This window comes from Pseudoalteromonas umbrosa (assembly GCF_030125375.1).
Taxonomy (GTDB): Bacteria; Pseudomonadota; Gammaproteobacteria; order Enterobacterales; family Alteromonadaceae; genus Pseudoalteromonas; species Pseudoalteromonas umbrosa.
On record NZ_JASJUU010000003.1, the window covers coordinates 462,211 to 480,449 of the forward strand.

The 18,239-nt window shown below is 38.9% G+C and carries 17 protein-coding genes; 13 read left to right on the plus strand and 4 right to left on the minus strand.

What is annotated here, in order from left to right:
* Positions 1-232: 232 nt before the first annotated feature.
* From QNM16_RS11955 to QNM16_RS11990, 8 genes are all read left to right on the plus strand, one after another.
* A complete protein-coding gene (locus QNM16_RS11955; RefSeq protein ID WP_284020695.1) occupies positions 233-463 on the plus strand; it encodes a hypothetical protein in 231 nt (76 codons plus the stop codon).
* Between the two features lie 132 nt (positions 464-595).
* Positions 596-2,518 carry an ATP-dependent DNA helicase gene (locus tag QNM16_RS11960; protein WP_417709790.1) on the plus strand — a complete coding sequence of 641 codons (1,923 nt, stop codon included), beginning with the start codon at positions 596-598 and terminating at the stop codon, positions 2,516-2,518.
* Positions 2,508-3,194: a tRNA (adenosine(37)-N6)-threonylcarbamoyltransferase complex dimerization subunit type 1 TsaB gene (gene tsaB, locus QNM16_RS11965; protein WP_284020696.1), complete on the plus strand. Its 687-nt coding sequence runs from the start codon at positions 2,508-2,510 to the stop codon at positions 3,192-3,194. The genes QNM16_RS11960 and tsaB overlap by 11 nt, the downstream gene beginning before the upstream one ends.
* 40 nt (positions 3,195-3,234) lie before the next feature.
* Positions 3,235-3,525: a hypothetical protein gene (locus tag QNM16_RS11970; RefSeq protein ID WP_284020697.1), complete on the plus strand. Its 291-nt coding sequence runs from the start codon at positions 3,235-3,237 to the stop codon at positions 3,523-3,525.
* 86 nt (positions 3,526-3,611) lie between these two features.
* Positions 3,612-5,684 (plus strand): EAL domain-containing protein, encoded by a 2,073-nt coding sequence (locus tag QNM16_RS11975; RefSeq protein ID WP_284020698.1) that lies wholly within the window; start codon positions 3,612-3,614, stop codon positions 5,682-5,684.
* A gap of 73 nt (positions 5,685-5,757) precedes the next feature.
* Positions 5,758-6,741: an acyl-CoA desaturase gene (locus QNM16_RS11980; protein ID WP_336620309.1), complete on the plus strand. Its 984-nt coding sequence runs from the start codon at positions 5,758-5,760 to the stop codon at positions 6,739-6,741.
* 367 nt (positions 6,742-7,108) lie between these two features.
* A complete protein-coding gene (locus QNM16_RS11985; RefSeq protein ID WP_284020700.1) occupies positions 7,109-7,618 on the plus strand; it encodes a phosphoribosyl-AMP cyclohydrolase in 510 nt (169 codons plus the stop codon).
* 286 nt (positions 7,619-7,904) lie between these two features.
* Positions 7,905-8,720, plus strand: a complete 816-nt coding sequence (locus QNM16_RS11990; RefSeq protein WP_284020701.1) for a DUF4437 domain-containing protein — start codon at positions 7,905-7,907, stop codon at positions 8,718-8,720.
* A 581-nt stretch (positions 8,721-9,301) separates the two neighbouring features.
* Here QNM16_RS11990 and QNM16_RS11995 read toward each other — a convergent pair.
* A complete protein-coding gene (locus tag QNM16_RS11995; RefSeq protein WP_284020702.1) occupies positions 9,302-10,369 on the minus strand; it encodes an esterase-like activity of phytase family protein in 1,068 nt (355 codons plus the stop codon).
* 190 nt (positions 10,370-10,559) lie between these two features.
* Positions 10,560-11,249: an ArsR/SmtB family transcription factor gene (locus QNM16_RS12000; RefSeq protein WP_284020703.1), complete on the minus strand. Its 690-nt coding sequence runs from the start codon at positions 11,247-11,249 to the stop codon at positions 10,560-10,562.
* An 84-nt stretch (positions 11,250-11,333) separates the two neighbouring features.
* Between QNM16_RS12000 and QNM16_RS12005 the strand changes: the two genes are divergently transcribed.
* The 3 genes from QNM16_RS12005 to QNM16_RS12015 are packed head-to-tail and all read left to right on the plus strand — an operon-like array spanning position 11,334 to position 12,643.
* Entirely contained in the window at positions 11,334-11,666 is a 333-nt protein-coding gene (locus QNM16_RS12005; protein ID WP_284020704.1) for an NIPSNAP family protein, read from the plus strand.
* A gap of 1 nt (position 11,667) precedes the next feature.
* Positions 11,668-11,994 (plus strand): antibiotic biosynthesis monooxygenase family protein, encoded by a 327-nt coding sequence (locus QNM16_RS12010; RefSeq protein ID WP_284020705.1) that lies wholly within the window; start codon positions 11,668-11,670, stop codon positions 11,992-11,994.
* A gap of 1 nt (position 11,995) precedes the next feature.
* Positions 11,996-12,643: a DUF6058 family natural product biosynthesis protein gene (locus QNM16_RS12015; RefSeq protein ID WP_284020706.1), complete on the plus strand. Its 648-nt coding sequence runs from the start codon at positions 11,996-11,998 to the stop codon at positions 12,641-12,643.
* Positions 12,644-12,713: 70 nt separating this feature from the next.
* On the opposite strand, the gene QNM16_RS12020 is transcribed toward QNM16_RS12015, so the two are convergent.
* Both QNM16_RS12020 and QNM16_RS12025 read right to left on the minus strand, forming a co-directional pair.
* Positions 12,714-14,066 carry a M24 family metallopeptidase gene (locus tag QNM16_RS12020; RefSeq protein WP_284020707.1) on the minus strand — a complete coding sequence of 451 codons (1,353 nt, stop codon included), beginning with the start codon at positions 14,064-14,066 and terminating at the stop codon, positions 12,714-12,716.
* Positions 14,067-14,393: 327 nt separating this feature from the next.
* Positions 14,394-14,765, minus strand: coding sequence for a DUF3224 domain-containing protein (locus tag QNM16_RS12025; RefSeq protein WP_284020708.1), 372 nt, complete (start codon positions 14,763-14,765; stop codon positions 14,394-14,396).
* Positions 14,766-14,842: 77 nt separating this feature from the next.
* On the opposite strand from QNM16_RS12025, the gene QNM16_RS12030 reads away from it, so the two are divergent.
* Positions 14,843-15,649: an AraC family transcriptional regulator gene (locus tag QNM16_RS12030; RefSeq protein WP_284020709.1), complete on the plus strand. Its 807-nt coding sequence runs from the start codon at positions 14,843-14,845 to the stop codon at positions 15,647-15,649.
* Between the two features lie 351 nt (positions 15,650-16,000).
* A complete protein-coding gene (locus QNM16_RS12035) occupies positions 16,001-18,040 on the plus strand; it encodes a S9 family peptidase (protein ID WP_284020710.1) in 2,040 nt (679 codons plus the stop codon).
* Positions 18,041-18,239: the final 199 nt, after the last annotated feature.

Here is an 18,239-nt window from a genome sequence, read left to right on the forward strand (position 1 = left end):
CGAAATACCTGACAGGCTATCCCGATGTATGATGGTGATGATGTACTGCTGTCAGATTTAAAAGCATGTTCTTACCTGTTTGTAAATATTTCTGCAATTCGATTAACTTTTTATAGATAATCATGAAATTGCCAAAGCATGCAAGTACTTTTTGAAAATAAATAAAGAATACTTTATAGCTGCCGATAATAAGTATATAGCTCAGTAGTTTATTTCGTTGGAGGATAAGCTTATGGATGTTTTTAAGCCTTACATGGCACCTATTGTTCGATTAAAAGTTGCACATAATGGGCCGTTTAAAATAGTCGGTGTGCTTGATAACAAAGCTGAAAAGATCAAAGGGAAATCTCAAGCTAATATTGTAGATAGTGAATTAAAACACCAGCGGGAGTTGCCTCCTGATGACGATGATGAAAATACTAACAGCTCAGATGATGAAAAACATCTGGATACTTGGGCCTAGTTTAAGCAAAAAAAGCGCGCGTTAATTTAATAATCTAACATAAAAACAAGGGCTGAGTTGAAAGGGCGCCTTGCTCTCGCTTTGATTTAAAATTAGAATTGCCTGAGTTATTTAGTCAGGTAATATTTTTCTTTGTCCATAGAACAGTACTTCTCAAAGACCGGTCCACTTGCTAATCATTTTAGTGGATACCAACCAAGGCAACCTCAAATTGAAATGGCTGTTGCGATTGACGATATAGTCAAAAACGGTGGTCAATGTGTGGTAGAAGCTGGTACCGGTACTGGTAAAACATTCGCGTACCTTGTTCCTGCACTAATAAATACCAAAAAAATTGTTATTTCTACTGGATCAAAAGCCCTTCAAGAACAGCTGTATCACAGAGATTTGCCAAACCTTTTAAAAGCGCTTGGCAAAGGGCGTAAAACAGCACTGCTTAAAGGCCGTGCAAACTATTTGTGTACTTATCGTTTAAATCAACATGTTGCTCATGTGCCAACAGACGATCCTGACGTTATGCATCAACTTGCAATGGTTGCGAAGTTTGCAACAGAAACGCAAAGTGGTGACCTCGCTGATTGCGTTGGTATAGAGGAAGATGCAAAAGTTTTACCCTATGTCAGCTCCACCGCAGATAACTGCTTAGGGAAAGAGTGCCCAGATTTTTCTGAATGCTATATACGCAAAGCTCGCCTTAAAGCGATGGACGCTGATTTGGTCGTGATAAACCATCATTTATTCTTTGCTGATATGGCAGTTAAGGATTCTGGCTTTGCTGAGTTGATGCCAACTGCTGATACCTATGTTTTTGATGAAGCACATCAGGTAAACGAGATTGCGAGTGATTATTTTGGTGAGTCAATCAGTACAAAGCAGCTAAATGATTTAGTTAATGACATTCGTGTTATTTATCTTAGTGATATGCCTGATATGCTGCAATTGGGGAAAACGCTCAATAAGTTAACCACCAGTATTGCTGATTTAAGGCTGGTATTTGGCGGTGATGGCGCTCGTGGAGATTGGCGAGAGGCACTTAAAGATAAAGTAATCTGTGAGGCGCTGCACCGAGTGATTGGCAATTTAGATTTCTTGTATAAAGTGCTCAAACTTTGCCTTGACCGCAGTGACAAAATTGAGCACCCATTTGAGCGTGTTTTGGCGTTTAAAGGTCAAATGGAGCGGGCGTTTGATGTTGCTCAAACAGGCTATAGTTATTGGTTTGAAACTACGCGTCGATTTGTGACCATTCACATCACTCCATTGGATGTGTCAAACCGTTTTCAGGAACTAGTTAAAAAAACAGAGGCTGGTTTCGTCTTTACCTCAGCGACGTTGTCAGTTGACAATAAACTTGACCATTTTAATGCAAGCCTTGGTTTAAAACCGGATTTTCACAAGATTGTTGACAGTCCGTTTGATTATCAAAAGCAAGCATTATTGTGCTTGCCTCGATATTTACCTGAGACCAAAGATGAGCTCATGCCGCACTCTTTGGTTAAAATAGCAAAGTCGGTTATTAATGCAGCCGAGGGGCGCACATTTTTACTTTTCACTAGTTATCGAGTCATGCATCTGGTGTATGAGGGGATCAGCACTGCGACTGAGTACCCCGTCTTTATGCAAGGGCAGTCGTCAAAGCGCATAATACTCGAACAGTTTATTCGTCATGGTAACGCTGTTTTGCTTGGAACCGCTTCGTTTTGGGAAGGAGTAGATGTGCGAGGGGATGCTTTAAGTTGTGTTGTTATTGACAAGCTGCCTTTCACTTCTCCAGATGATCCGCTGCTACAAGCTAAAATGAAAGATGCAGAGCTCAGTGGTAAAGAGCCTTTTGAGGATATTCAATTACCGCAGGCTGTCATTGCATTAAAGCAAGGAGTAGGGCGCTTAATCCGAGATAGATCTGATAAAGGCGTGCTTATTATTTGCGATAATCGTTTAGTTACGAGAAAATACGGCGAAACGTTTATTAAAAGTCTTCCACCTATGACGCGTACGCGGGATTTGGAGAAGGCATTGAATTTTTTAGAGAACATCGATAAACATGAAACATAATTTGCTAGCCATAGATGCTTCTACAGAAGCTTTGAGTCTTGCCCTTCACTTCAAAGGTAATACTTTTACTCACTTTGAAGTGTGTCCACAGCAACACAGTCAGAAAATTCTGCCACTTGTAGATGCGTTATTATCTGAAGCAAATTGCTCTTTGAAAGACTTAGACGGCATTATTTATGGTCGCGGCCCAGGTAGCTTTACTGGTGTTAGAATAGGTGTAGCCGTAGCACAAGGCCTTGCATATTCTGCAGGGTTAAAATTATATGGTGTGTCTACCTTACAAGCCATGGCGCAAGAAGCGCTCCAAACACAAGACTGCAAAGAAGTTATAAGTGCTATAGATGCGCGTATGGGCGAGATTTACCTTGGTCACTTTGGTACAGACGAGCAGGGAAATGCAATTGCTAAACAAGATGAAATTGTGATTAAGCCTGAAACCATCAATGAGGATTTTAACGGGGTAAAAGGTGTAGGCACTGGATGGCAGACTTATTCTGACGATGCGAAACGCTTAAACGTTTCTGTCATTGAGTCAGTTTCGCTGCCTAATGCGCAATTTATGTTGGCAATTGGAGATATTGGATTTACCAATGGTGATACAGTTGCGGCTCAAGATGCGCAGCCTCACTATGTGCGAGATACCGTTACTTGGAAGAAGTTGCCAGGTAGAGAATAAAGCACTATCCTTATATTAGGCACAGATATAGGCGCGTGTAATGCGGATTAATCAAGTTGTTCAAAATCAGGACACTTATCAATTTAACTCCAAAGTTGTTAAAACTCAGGAGAATGCGCGCTCTAATGATATTACTAACCCAATTAGTGATATAAAGTTCAGCCCTCAAGGCATCAAGTTGGCCGAGCAGTTTCAACAAGATAAGCGTTCGGTCATATATGACCAACCTACCTTCAATTCAGGTAAAGCTGTTCAAGCATACTCCTCCGTACAAAACGAAAATAGACGTTCCGAAATTCAATCTCTCATTGGTGTTGATATATACGCTTGATCAGGTTGAATTATTTTCAGTAAAAAAATGCAAGAACCGATTGTAATCTAAATTTATTGGGGTAATGTAAAAAGAAAAACAGAGTTGTGACAAGAACGTTGCTTAATAAATTTAACCAATATGCATTTAAAATTTCTTCAAATACAGTGATACTTTCGCTGCGTGAAGGCTATATTGCGTTAATTCCGTTTTTCATCGTTGCCTCGCTTATAACACTTATCAATCAGTGGCTTAACATTTCCATGAAGGGGGTTGAGCATCAATTTTTAGAAGACTTTAATGTATTGGTATGGGGGATATTCCCTGTATTAACCTTGATGTCCTTTAGTTATTACTTATCTAAAAACTTAAAAGTCCATTCAATCGCTAGTCCAATATTGGTCTTTACTTGCTTTACTGCGACTACAGGATACATCACTATTTCTGACGGTGATTTGGCTATCAATCATCGTATGGGCGCCTTATATTCTCTACTGATGCCCGTCGTTTGTTGCTATTTCCTGTCTTATTTGGAGCGGTTGAGAGTGTTTCGTCTAGTTGGCGTGAGCTCAATCAGCTTATTTTTACGTAAACACCTTAACTTAATATTACCTTACCTCATTGTAACCAGTGTAGTGCTCTTGCTTTTCCCTTACATTGATTTAGCAGCCGAAGCCATTGTTGAGGTACTTAAGGCCCTTAATCCGCATTGGAATGTATTTGAAAAGTTATCCATGCAATTGATAATTTCTCACTTGCTGTGGTTTATAGGTGTTCATGGGGATAATACCTATCAGTTACTCGTATCTAGTGAGTTGACTGGTTATTACGTTTTACCGGATTTAATCAGTTATAACTTTTTCACTGGCTTTGTGATCTTGGGCGGTACGGGATGTCTTTGGGGCTTGATTGTTGCTGCTATGTTTTTGAAAAATGGACAGCATGAAAAGCGCATTGCAGCCATTTCTTCACCGCTCGCGTTATTTAATATTAGCGAGGTAATGATTTATGCGTTACCGATTGTATTTAATCCGTACATATTGTTACCGTTTTTACTATGCCCATTAGTGAACGCCTCTATCGCTTATTTTGCATTTTATAGTGGTTTTGTGTCAGTTGAGTATGCCGATGAAATACCATGGTTTACCCCTATTTTTGTAAATGGTTGGCTGCTAACAGAAAGCGTGAAAGGTATTGTACTGCAAGTGGGCTTAGTGCTAATTAATGCGTTGATTTATTTTCCATTTTTGAAAGCGAATAGAGACAATAACTTATCAGGTAAAGCGCTCGATGTATTGATGAAGCGTTACACGGCTGGGCGGTTGATTGAAGAGGGGGCGGAAGGCTCTTTTAGTGAAACACAAAGAAAAGAGCAAATAAATGCACACAGCTTAAAAGAAGTGACGGAAGCACTCAATCAAGGCGCTTTGACGTTATTTTATCAGCCTAAAATTAATCCTTATAACAAGCAGGTTGTCGGTTTTGAGGCCCTATTAAGGCTGACAAATAAAGATAAAACTGTATCTGGTCCATGGTTTTTAGAAACTCTTGAGCAGCATAACTTACTACACATTATTGACAACTACGTCATTGACCAGCTAGAGATAGACTTAGAGCAGTTTGCGAAACATGGATTAAAGCCAAAAATCAGCTTTAATATCTCACCGCAAAACCTCTTAACGGGAGGGTATCGCCGGATCATTAAGGCTTTTGCTAAGTTTCCTGGTCAGGTTGAAGTTGAGCTACTTGAGTCTAGTTATATTGAAGACTTTAATAAAACCGTGACCATAGTTGATGCTTTGAAAAAGAATAAAATTGACTGTGCAATGGATGATTTCGGCACAGGATATTCTTGTCTGTCTGTTTTATCTAAGCTAAATATTGAAACCATTAAGTTAGATCGCAGCTTATTGCCTGAACAATTAAACAGTAAATCGATTTCGTTATATACCAACTTGTCTGAGATGATTTCTAAATTAGGTTTTAAGCTGGTGGCCGAAGGGGTAGAAACCACCGACGAAGAGAAAGTTGTAAAGCAATCTCACATTGAGTGCGTACAGGGTTTTTTATATTTCAAAGCGATGCCGATTGAAGAAGCCATTTATTTGTATATGACCAAAGGTGATTCAGTTCACACCGACAATACAGCAAAAGATAAAGGCGAGCCTGTTGAAGAGTAGGTAGCTGTTTAATTTTATATTAAGCCTAAATTTAAGGTACTATGACATAAAAAATTAGAACAGTATTAAGATGATGGAATTACAGGGTGTTGTATTGAATACGCAAAGGGTTAGCTCTCAAAGTGTCACAAGTGCATATTATGGCTTTGTAAAGTGGAATCCTGCAAAGTCTATTTGGTTCTTGACACACTTAGCATTAACAGTTTTGATTGCCCCTTTCTTCATTTCATTTTCTTCAGTTTTTATCTTTATAATTCTTACAGCAATTACTTTATGCTTAGGGCATTCTCTTGGCATGCATCGATTGCTTATTCACCGTTCATACGAGTGTCCTAAATGGATGGAGTATCTATTTGTATATTTGGGCGTGTTAGTCGGTATGGCGGGTCCCATTGGTATGATGATCCAACATGATCTGAGAGATTGGGCGCAAAGACAAAAGAAATGTCATGATTATTTATTACACGGTTCAACGATAATAAAAGATGCTTGGTGGCAGCTAAATTGTGATCTTGTATTAAATCATCCGCCTACATTCGAAATAGAGGATAGAGTATCTAAAAATCGGTTTTATCAATTACTCGAAAAATCATGGATGTTTCAGCAGTTAATTTTAGCTGTGCCTTTGTATATGTATGGCGGGTTTGCTTGGCTGGTATGGGGTATTTCAGTAAGGATTGTCGTATCTGTTGGAGGTCATTGGTTGATAGGGTATTTTGCGCACAACCAAGGTGATAAAACTTGGGAAGTTGAAGGAGCTGCAGTACAAGGGCACAACATCAGAGTGGCAGGGTTTTTGTCAATGGGAGAAGCGTGGCACAACAATCACCATGCTTACCCAGGATCTGCCATGTTAGGACTTTACAATGATGAACCGGACCCCGGTTGGTGGGTGTTAAATGCTTTGCATAACCTTGGCGTCGTAAAAAATATCAAATTACCTAAGCAGCTACCTGTGCGCACTGAATTAGTGAACGTGTCTAACAATATGCACAATCGGATTGAACGGACCCCTGAAGATTGCAAAGTTGCTCAGTTTCTTCGTAAAGACACTTAATCAACTTCTACATTGAATGAATTCAAGCTTTATGACCAAGATGTTTAATCCCACAGAGCTTGTTTGCTGGCATCCGTAATAACGAATCAACCAAGATGAATCTTTTTTATATAATTTTGTAGAGTTTTTTCTCCATTTCTTTATTTGAATCCATTAATCGTGAAACTTTGTAATATTACATAAAGTTAATTGTTATATAACTTATTTTTAACGACAATGGGTGAGCCTTTTACTGTAGTCCTTTTGAGCGAGGAGGTGATACTCGCATTAGGGTAATAGGTTTAACGAGCCCTTAAAATTGATTGCACATATTGTGATCAGGTTTAACTAGCAATAAAAAATAAAGAACATTCAAAAGGAGAGTTTCATGATTAAGTTAGCTACATTGTCTCTGGCAATTGCGTCATTAGTGTCTTTGAGTGCGCAAGCTGCGCCAATTACGACGGTTGAAGTAGAAGCTGCGCAAAAAGGCTGGGGTGAAGGGATCGTAAAAATCGGGCAAGCGAAAAATCCGAAAAAAGCGGCAGTGAAGCATTTAGAACAGTTTTATGCATTTAATGACGGTCAGGTATTATTTAAGCCGACTTTGGCGTCAGTTGATCAATTTAGAGGCACTCAAAAAGAGGCATTGTCTTACTTTGTAGGTCAAGATTTGGCGGAAGATAAAGGCTTTGCATTAGCCCCTTATGTCAAAGTTCGTTGGGAAAACGAAGGGATAATTACTGATGGTGATTCGGCTATGTCGATGGGTAATTACTACTTTACAAAGAAAAACGGCGAAGAAATCAAAGTAGAGTATTCATTTGGCTATATTAAAGATAAAGAAGGTAATGTAAAGATTAACCTTCATCATTCTTCACTTCCTTTCAAGCTATAAACGGCTGATTACTACTGTCTAATATCTGTTTAATATAGGCATTAGACAGTTATCTTGTTCATCAATTCTTATAGACCTTAAGCTTTTTATGTTGTCTATTTGGCTTTAACCAAAATACAAAATAGAAGTTTGCTAAGTAATCGTTATTCATGGCGCTCAGCAATGATTTGCTGTGCGTGAGGTTATTATCTGCCTTTTTTTGAAAGTGTTTATAGTTTTTATGCGCTTATCCTAGGTTGGAGTTTACCATAAGATAGTGGCTTCAAAGTCAATATAAGATAGATGTATGCGACCAGTTTTTTCAATTTTGTTTTGTTTTTCAATTGTGGCGCTATCGCTTGAACTTTCAGCAAGTGCGCGTGTGTCAGAGGTAGTTACTACAGAGAAATTAGAGTGGGGGTATCTGAACCCTTTAAGGGGCAAGTTGAGTCCAGGCGCCGTGAATTTATGGGGGGATAGAACACAAAATACTGCTACAGGTATGTTGGTGCGTTTTAACAAAGGGTTTGAGTCTCCGTCGCATATTCACAATATCCTGTATCGTGGCGTGGTCATTGACGGGTTATTGCACAATGATGATCCGAGCGCTGAAAAAATGTGGATGTCGAAAGGGTCATTTTGGACTCAACCCGCAGGCGAGTCGCACATAACTGCCGCAAACGGTAACACCAATATGATTTATCTTGAAATTGATTCAGGTCCTTACTTGGTAAAACCTTCTAAGCAAGCGTTTAATAGTGGTGAAATACCTCTTAACCTGCATAAAAACAATATTGTTTGGTCTGATCAAAAAACGATAAAGCACATTAAAACGACTGGGGTAGAGCACGCTTTCCTGTGGGGAAGCTATTCAGCCACGAGAGGAGTGATGATTAAGCTCCCTGCAAAATTTAGTGGCGTTATATCGAGTAAAGCCAAAGAGTTTAGGGCTGTATTGATTGCTGGCAGAGTAGCATATCAGTCTAATGAACAAACGAAAATTACCCTTAGCGAAGGGAGTTACATTGGCTCTACCGCAGAATTTGAGCACGTTATAACGAATAGCAGTAACGAGGATGCGATTTTTTACATTCGAGCGAATGGTCAATTTGAAGTTTATTGAAGGCAAGGCGCTTCGTTAAACCAAGGTACTAAGCCTGTACTTGTTCCAAAAAGATGATAGAAGGTTTCTAGTCGTGCGCTGCGTATGCCACAAATTGATATTTTCACCTAAAACTTACTTCACTGAGTAAAGAAAAAACCATAAGCTACATATGGCTCAATGCTTGAGTTAGGACGTGCTTCGTGCGGGTGAAGTGTAAGAACTATCTAACGAGTGGAACAAACGGGTTCGTTATCGTTATAAGTCGCAAAAGCTCTGGCGTCTGTTCTTTGGACTGTAGATAATCGATATTCTAATACCGACACTCATAGGTGCTGACTTTAATCAACAACATGAATTGCATTGCAATTTTAGATATTTAGATTTTGTCGGGATGTGTCTTATTGCAGGGTTCGTTTTACTCGGGCTGAACATAGTTTATGACTTTTTATGTCGAAAGAGGTTACTCAATAGCAGTGGCAAAGACTAAGGTAATAACTCGCATAGCGTTAAAGCTACATCCGTTTTTTCATATTGCTTATGATTTGCCAGCAAAGTTATGTTGCTCACTCTTGACTGGCAAATCATTTTTGGCATTCAATTTATTTATTATTTACTTCAAACAATAAAATCTGACTAAGTTGCTTGCCATGAATGTTAAAGTTATTGTCAGATACCATTAATAAGCTTGGGTTTCCATTTGAAAGCAAAGGGCCAAATGTCATACCTTCTATATTATCGATGTGTTTTGAGCCCAGTTGATGTTTTATTGACTCCATATCTAATACCAAGGTTTTTTTCGCAGCTTGATATTTACCTGTTTTTAATGATTCTAGTTGTGATGTGTCGGTTGCATGTTTGATATCAATGAGGAAAATACTAACGCTATTTCCGCCATCAGGAATACCTGCTGTGTAAGAACGCTCCATGGTCAAAAATTGATGCTCATCGGTTTGTAAAATTTCGACAAGGCCAGTTGTGCGAAATGCATCAGGCTTTGCTTCAGGTCGATTAACCATAGGCTCTAGGAAGTAAGCAAACTGTTTTTGCATTTGTTTTGAAGCAAAGTCAAAATAAGAAATACGGAGCATACTGCCATGCTTGATAGTTGCTTTTTTACCATCTTGTTTAAGCGGGCCTTCCATTGATACCCACATTCCTTTTCCAGAAGGGGCAATTGTTAGCCCTTCGAATACGGCATTATGCCTAGGGCCCGATGATTTATTGATATCAAACATGCTTGGTAGCTCAAACTGAGTCAAACCAGTGCTTGTTTGCAAAAACACAGCCGGTGCTTTGTTGTATTTTATACTGCCTTCACTACTCCAAGCGATACCGCTATTATTTGGCAGTGCTCTCAGGCTTTCGGGATCTGCGACAACGGATGGATTATTTTTATCAATGAGTTGGACAGACTTTTCAACCTTTACACTTTTAAATTTGTTGTCTTTTATTTGAATATTTGCAGTGAAGTACCTTGGTTTGTCAGCATCATCCGCTATCATCAGATATTTGCCATTGGCGTATTCGATACTTGATAAGCCACCTACAGAGTCTCCATCGACCTTTAAGTCAGCAGGTACAATGAACTCATCTAAATAGGAAAGTTCAATCGTGTTTGAGTAAGTAAAAAAGGGGGCGAACAAGGCCAAGAATAAATAATTGCGCATAATGTTTTATCAACAAATGAAATAGAACCGAGGAATATACGCGGGTAACGTTAAGTTTGCACCACAAAACGAATAAAAAATTAGTTAATTTAAACTTTTTATGGTGAATTAGGTGTATTTTCGTGTGGCTCTGGGCAACGCGTCGCTGGATTGCAAATGCACCCATTACATGCTGCAGAGTAAATACGGGTTAATTCTGGACATCAGGATTTATTAAAAATGTTTCACGGAAAGATTTCAGCCCTTTGGCCGAGAATGAAATAGCGCGACTATCTAAGTCTCTTTCTGCCCATTTCTTTTTAAATGTGAAATCCAATATCCACTTTCCTAAACTGCCAGCTAAGTGGTTTCTTCTCTCACTCCAATCTAGGCAGGATTTACAAATAGGTCGTTTCGCTTTTTCAAAGGCTGCGACATCAACGCCTAAGTTACTGAAGTGTTCTTTACCTTTATCTGTGAGAACAGATTGTTCTCCAAAATCTTGAAGCATATCCGCAGATACTAATGCGTCATAAAGTTTAACGCCCAATTCACCGGCTAAATGGTCATAACACACTCTTGCAAATTGTAGTCTAGGATCACTCGGGCCTGTGGCTGTTTGTGGTTTAGATAGGGAAGTTATAATCAGTAGTTGCTCTAGCATCGCAGCAACGTGCTGCCCTTTTAATTGAAAATACTTATGCCGACCTTGCTTTCGAACTTGTAATAGCTTGCCGTCGACTAATTTCCCGAGGTGACTACTGGTTGTTTGCGCAGTGATTTCTGCTTCTACAGATAGCTCGGTTGCAGTCAAAGCTTTTCCACCCATCAGGGCCATCAACATTTTTGAGCGAGCAGGATCTGCAATTAACCCGGCGACGAGAGATATATTTGGTTCCATAACTTCTTAATAGTTCGATGTGCATCGAAGCATAACATTTTCAAAGCGTTAGACTGCCTCAAAACAATAAAGGAAGCAAATCTAATGTATATGACCTGTTTTATAGAATACGAAATCGACCCAAATAAATTAGCGCAATTTAATCAGTACTCCATGAATTGGAGCGAAATTATTCCTAGGTTGGGGGGCGAGCTGATTGGCTACTTTATGCCTTACGAAGGGGATAATAAGCGAGCTTATGGCCTGATTGCATTTACCAGCCTTGCTGAATACGAAGCATACCGCTTCAGATTAAGAGCTGATGAACAAGCTAAAGCAAACTTTGAATTTGCGCGACAAGAGAGTTTTATTTTACACGAAAGACGCTACTTTCTCAGTGGCGTCGAGAGTACATTAAAGCAAATTGGAGGAATGTAAGATGGTTGCAGTTATATTTGAAGTCACTCTAAAACCTGAGAGTAATGATGCCTATTTTGATATTGCGGCTGAGCTTAAAAACTTGCTTGTTAAACAAGCAGGTTTCATTTCGATTGAGCGCTTTGTCAATGTTTCTTACCCAAACCGCTATTTATCTTTATCGTTTTGGGATAATAAAGAATCGGTCTTGGGCTGGCGAGAACAATTTGAACACAAGCGTGCTCAGGCACTAGGCAAAGCTGAGTTATTCGTGGATTTTAGATTACGTGTTGCTAACGTTATCAGAGATTATGATATGAGCAATATGACGGCTTCAAATGAGGTCTAAAATGCAGAGCAAAGCCTGCAACTTGGCACTGATTAAGTATTTAACGGAGCATTTTTATACTGAATTAGAATTGTTGAATAGCAGTAGTATGCCAGTGTCAAAGTTTACTCAGTTACAAGTACTTTCTATGATGCCACAAGCTTCTTACAGGCTTGATATGTCACTTACGTGCAATTCTTTTTTTGGCTGCCATGATAATCATCAGATTGTGAAATTTTACCCAAAAGCCTACGCAGGTTGGTTACATAAATGCAATAGTTTTGATTCAGAGCAAGAAGCATTTGCCGAATTTTCTCGGTTATTTTATCAAGCAAAAGACAAATTATCAGAAGATGTGTTTTGGTTGGATGATAATGAAATCATGACTGAATTTGATGAATTTATTGCACAGCAGTGGCCTCATTTTTTAGCCGGAACCTATGGTGTGTGTACGAAAAGTGGGTTACCGTTTGATATTTTAAGTAAAGAGCTGGCGGTGACAACCATCCGTACTTTACTGGATAAAGCATCTTTATGTGTCACAGAACAAGCACATTTGTCGCGAGCACTACGCTGTTTAGAAAAGGTGGGGAGTCAATTTGCGCCGCACGAACGTGCCTTGTCTCAACAGCATCAATTGTTAGCGCGGTTAGAAAGTTTATCTCGTTGAGGTTTATGAATAAAACACAAAGCCACTCAAAGTGGCTCTGTGTTTTTCGTGAAAAAGGCTTAGTTAAGCCTTATCTAATTAAATGCCATTTGGTCTGTCTACCAGCCAAATACCAAACTTGTTTACCGTCGAACACAGCATCTTGTTCCAGTTTGACTTGGATCCATTGATTATCCCATTCTGGCAATTGCACCTTAATGTTGCCTTCAATTGCGTAAACTGTATTTGGATATAGCTTCCAGTCACCTTGAATTGGGGTTGGACCTTGGTTATCCCACATACCAATTGTTGGGCCCGGAGCATGACCTACAAAACCCAGAGGGTGCGTGTAAGTACTACTGATAATATTAGCAGCTTGGCTATCTTTGATGGTCTCGGCCAAAATCTGATTGCCCGTTAGCCCAGTTTTAAAGTTATCTGTGAGGATATCTTGCCAGCGATTGCCTACCGACATAGCATTTTTCAGTCCTTTTGGCACGTCTGTTTCATTAAGTTTTAAAACATAGCCCATCTCTTGTGTATCCGTACATTGATTTAAATAGCATATGCCAACATCAGTATGAATAATGTCTCCGGGTAAAATAACGCGATTGTATTTGCCCATAAACACTTCATTTTTTGCTGGGTTATCACCACGACGCTGAATATTCACATAAGGTTGGAACCAAGGTCGCAACTGCAACTCTTCAAAACGTTCACGAAGATACCACTCAACATCTGTTGTTGTTGTGACCCCAGGGGTGATCACTTTATTCGAGAATGCTTCGGCTATCACGCGTCTTGCAATAGTCACAGCTTGTGGGTAGACATTTAGCTCTTTTTCACTTTTTGTTTCAAGCCATCTAATTACCAGGTTTTCTGCGCTTACTAATCGCTTTTCATATTTTTGAGGTAAATATTTTTTCAGTTGATTATGCAGGCCAACACTTAAGCCATCAGCTAATGCCCAATCTTCACTGATGTTGATACCAATGCGTTTCGGGTCTTTTTCAGCAATGACTTCAACTAAACGCTGCCATTGCTCCTCATTACTTCCGCCTTTCCAAACTGTAGGGTATAGATCCCCAATAGGGTATCGGCTAACACTGAACCGCTCTACACTGCCATCTGGCTTTTTAGAGAACACTAATAACGTTGTGCGCCTTGCTGCAAAGGTAGGCTGCGGCACAAGTGTATAAAATAATTTATCTTCACCATACTCACGATTAATGACGAGCCACATGTCCAAGTCAGCTTCATCCATAAGCTTTGGAAGTAGATTATCGAGCCTATCAGTGACCATATGATTAATGGGCTCTACGCGTTCTTTAAAGCTGAGGATATCAGGAAGTTCTGTAATTTCGCGCCCTTGTGTAAACTCTTGTGCAGATAGTGATGTGCTCAAGCCTAACAAGGCCCCAAATAGTCCAAAAAATTTATTCATACTGGTCCTACTGTTTATTTGCTTGTGTAGAACTTAAAGGTTTGCGTTGAGCTGGCTTTCCTGAAAGTTCAATTATTTATTGTTAGTAAGGCCATAAATACTATGGCAATGAGCATTTAACGGCAACCTAAATGCTACGAATTACACTTATGCAGTTTAAGCACAATTTATATAATATAAAAATACGAACTTATGGTTTTTAACTATATTATATAAACCATTATGGCTTTTAATTTTGTAACTATCTTTGATTAAAAAACAGGTCCACATAAATGCGACCCGTATTTGAGGATACAATCATTTGTGATTGAGATAACCAGATTGTTTTTATATTATTTTATACGCTGCTTTTTGGCCCTCGACAGACTCGAATTTACCAGTTCGGCCTATCATGTCTTTGTCGTAATCACAGTCTATGATGACAAAATCACTGGATGCAACGCCATCGACAAATTGCCCTTTATGACGAATAACTAGTGTGTTTTTTTCATTACTCGAATGTATAAGTACCTCTAAGCCATTAAAAATAGCAGCACCTTTGCAATCATAGTAGAGTTGGTAATGGACTGTGCTTGTGCCTTTGATGTCCCCGTCATAAGACTGCTTTATAGTTGCATTGTTTAGTTTAGCTGTCCCTTCAAGTTGGATGGCTACTGATTCTTGCCAGTCATCAATATGAAATACACCAGTTAGTGTCATGGGTTGTTACTCCTGTTTCAGTATTTTTTAGCAGCTTAGCATGAGCATTGACATCTGGTATTGTATAAACGCGACAAATGAAAGGGTTGGAAGTTTTGCAAGAGAATAACACGAATGTATCTGGTGTTTTACATCAAAAGGCCGACACTAAAAATTATGATTTACGTAGATATTTTCCACAAGTACAGCTTGAAAATTTCTTAGAGCAGTTTTGGTTTGTGGACTGGGATTTGAACGGGAAAAAACCGCATATTCAACAGAACTTACCTGATCCTAACTTTCATTTAGTCATAGAAAAGAATCAAGCTAAACTGATAGGTCCTGTGAGTAAACTTTATACTTATACTATGAAGGAGCAGGGAAGGATACTGGGTGTTAAATTTCATATTGGAGCGTTATCGCATTTGTTAGATAAACCGCCCAGTGAATACGTAGATAAAGAAATTGCTGCTAGAGAAATATTCGGTGAACAGGTTGAAAGTATAATAATGCCTTTACTCGATGATGAGTGCGATAAAAGTGTTTTTAACTCACTAAGTGTATTTTTATTGAATTATAGAGTCTCTGTTTGTGAAACTCAGCGCCAAGCTTTGGAGCTTTGTAAATTAATAAAAAATGATGCAAGTATTTTTTCTGTTGAGACGCTTTCTTTTAAAAGCAAACTCTCAAAAAGAACTATTCAGAGAGTATTTAACAAGTATGTTGGATTAAAACCAAAATGGCTTATTCGTAAATATCGTTTGCATCAAGTGTTAAAGCAGCTAGAAAAAGGAAGCTTAGGTATTTTAGATATTGTTGATTTGCTCGACTACACAGATCAAGCACACCTGATCCGCGACTTTAAACAGATAATAGGTGTTACACCGGGCCAGTATCTTAAATAACACTTGTAGTGGTTCACAATACTCACTAAATCAAGGTTTTACCTATTGACACTCATTTCATAAATAATCCCAAACCGGCAATCAATATATCGAACTAGAAATACGTATGTAATTGGCTCTTACCCTGCTTTGAATTATGTATCTTTAATTGCGTCAATTGTCATGACTTATTACTTTTATATGGTTGGCAAAAAGTCCTTTTAGTTAAATCACAATTTGGTTATTACGCGTTGTGTGAAAATTCAGTATTTTCGTCAACTCATGGCACAGAATAGTGTTTCGTCTCTATTAAATGTTAATACATACGGATGTTTAGTAACATAGAGGAATACCTATATTTGGAACTGTATTATGATAAAAAAACTGAAGTCTGTTAGTTCATCTAGCTTGGTGCTACTTTCAGTGGCGATTGGTACTTGGCAAACGGGAGTTGCGGCACAACAAGACAAAACTGGCTTAGTACCAGAAGATTATTTTGATTTTGTGTACATGAACAGTCCACGAATTTCTCCAAATAACGATGCAATTTTGTTTGTAAAACAAACTGTCAATGAAGATGCTAGCGGTAGAGATAACCAAATTTATAAGATAAACAAGCATGGAGTAGTCTCAGAGTTTACCCAAGGCAAAAGCGATTGGTCTCCTAAATGGTCTAAAGATGGCCGTCAAGTAGCTTTTATCCGAGCTGTCGATGGCGTGTCGCAAATATTTGTGATGCACACTGATGGAGGTGAAGCAAAGCAAATTACATCTTTATCTCATGACCTTTCATCGTTTGAGTGGTTTCCGTCTGGAGATAAGTTGCTTTTATCGCTAAATGTTAGCAACGCTGAGATGACGGAGGATAAAAACGCTGATGAGCAGAAAACGTGTAGAAAGCGTGCTGAACCAGATACCGTTGTGGTTAAAAATGCAAAATATATTTCTAATGGCTCGGGTTATTTAAGTGATGAACGCACTCATTTGTTCGAATACGACATTAAGACTCAATCTCTCAATCAACTGACATCTGGTACTAGCTGGAATGCGCAAGGCCCTGTAATTTCAGATAATGGTGCTTACATTTATTATCATGCTAATAAAACAGGGCGAGCTTATGAAGGCAATGAGAATAGTGACATTTATCGCTTAGAGCTGGCGTCTAAAAATGTTACACAAATCACTCATCATCCTCACTCGCAATATAGTACAGCGTTGGCACCAAATAGTGAGGCTCTGGTTTATTTACATTCTGAAGACACCTACGAGCAAACTGATCTCATGTTGTTGGCTGGTAAAGGTAAAAAGCCATTCAATCTGACTAAAAACTTTGATAGAAATGCCACACCTGCGATTTGGTCGGCAGATAACAAGCATCTATATTTTACAGCGAATGATCACGGTGCAAAACGCCTATTCTCAGTGGCAGTTAAAAGCGGTAAAGTTACCAAATTATTAGATAAAAACCAAAAAATTGATAACCTTACTGCCTCACAAGACGGCCGCTTTTTGGTTTTCACTGCTGAAAGCTCAACTGAATTACCCGAGTTATATCGCTTGGACTTGAATAATAACAAGTTAAGTAAGTTAACCACATTTAATGATAAGTTGCGCACTGAGAAGGCTGTGTCTGCTGCGCAAGATGTGTGGTTTATAAATGACAAAGGCATGAGAGTTCAGGGCTTTGTTCATAAACCGCTTAACTTTGATAAAAATAAGTCATATCCGGTGATTTTAAATATTAAAGGTGGCCCTGGTGGTATGTGGGGCCATCAATGGTTCTTTGAAAATCAAATGTATGCGGCACAAGGGTATGCGGTAGTGTATGTGAACTATCGAGGTAGTGGCGGCTATGGTATTAAACATAGTCAAGCAGTACGTAAAGACTATGGTGGCGCTGACTACCAAGATAATATCCAGTTTTTAGATAATATATTAGCTAAAAATACTTGGATGGATAAAGACAAGCTGTTCATCACAGGTGGCAGTCATGGTGGCTTTTTGACTAACTGGATAACCACTAAGACTGATAGATTTAAAGCTGCGGTTACTCAGCGCAGCGTGAGTTCATGGGTGTCTGAAGCTGGTACGCAAGAGTATACGCCTAGCCAAATGACGAAAGAGTTTGGTGGTCACTTGTGGAATAATTTTGATGCATACTGGGATAGATCGCCATTAAAGTATGCGAATAAAGTTTCTACGCCAACGCTAATTATTCATAGTGATGCGGACATGATCACACCGATAGGCCAAGGGCAGGAGTGGTTTTACGCTCTTAAAGTCAACGAAGTACCTGTAGAAATGGTTGTGTTTAAAGGTGAAACACATTCTTTGTCTCGTACTGGCAAGCCTACAAACCTAGTTGCACGAATCGAGCATATACTGGACTGGTTTGAAAGATATAATCAATAAGTAATAGATAAACAAGGTGGGCGCTATGCTGCCCGTTTTGTTTTTACTTTGAGGTAAATATAATCCCTACAACAATCTTATATCTTAACTCCACACCTTAATTTAAAAAATTACTTATCCTTTATTTAGTTCGCAATATAATCAAATATTGATGTTTTTAATTATAAAACAATGTATTTATAATGTTGGTTTTGATTTT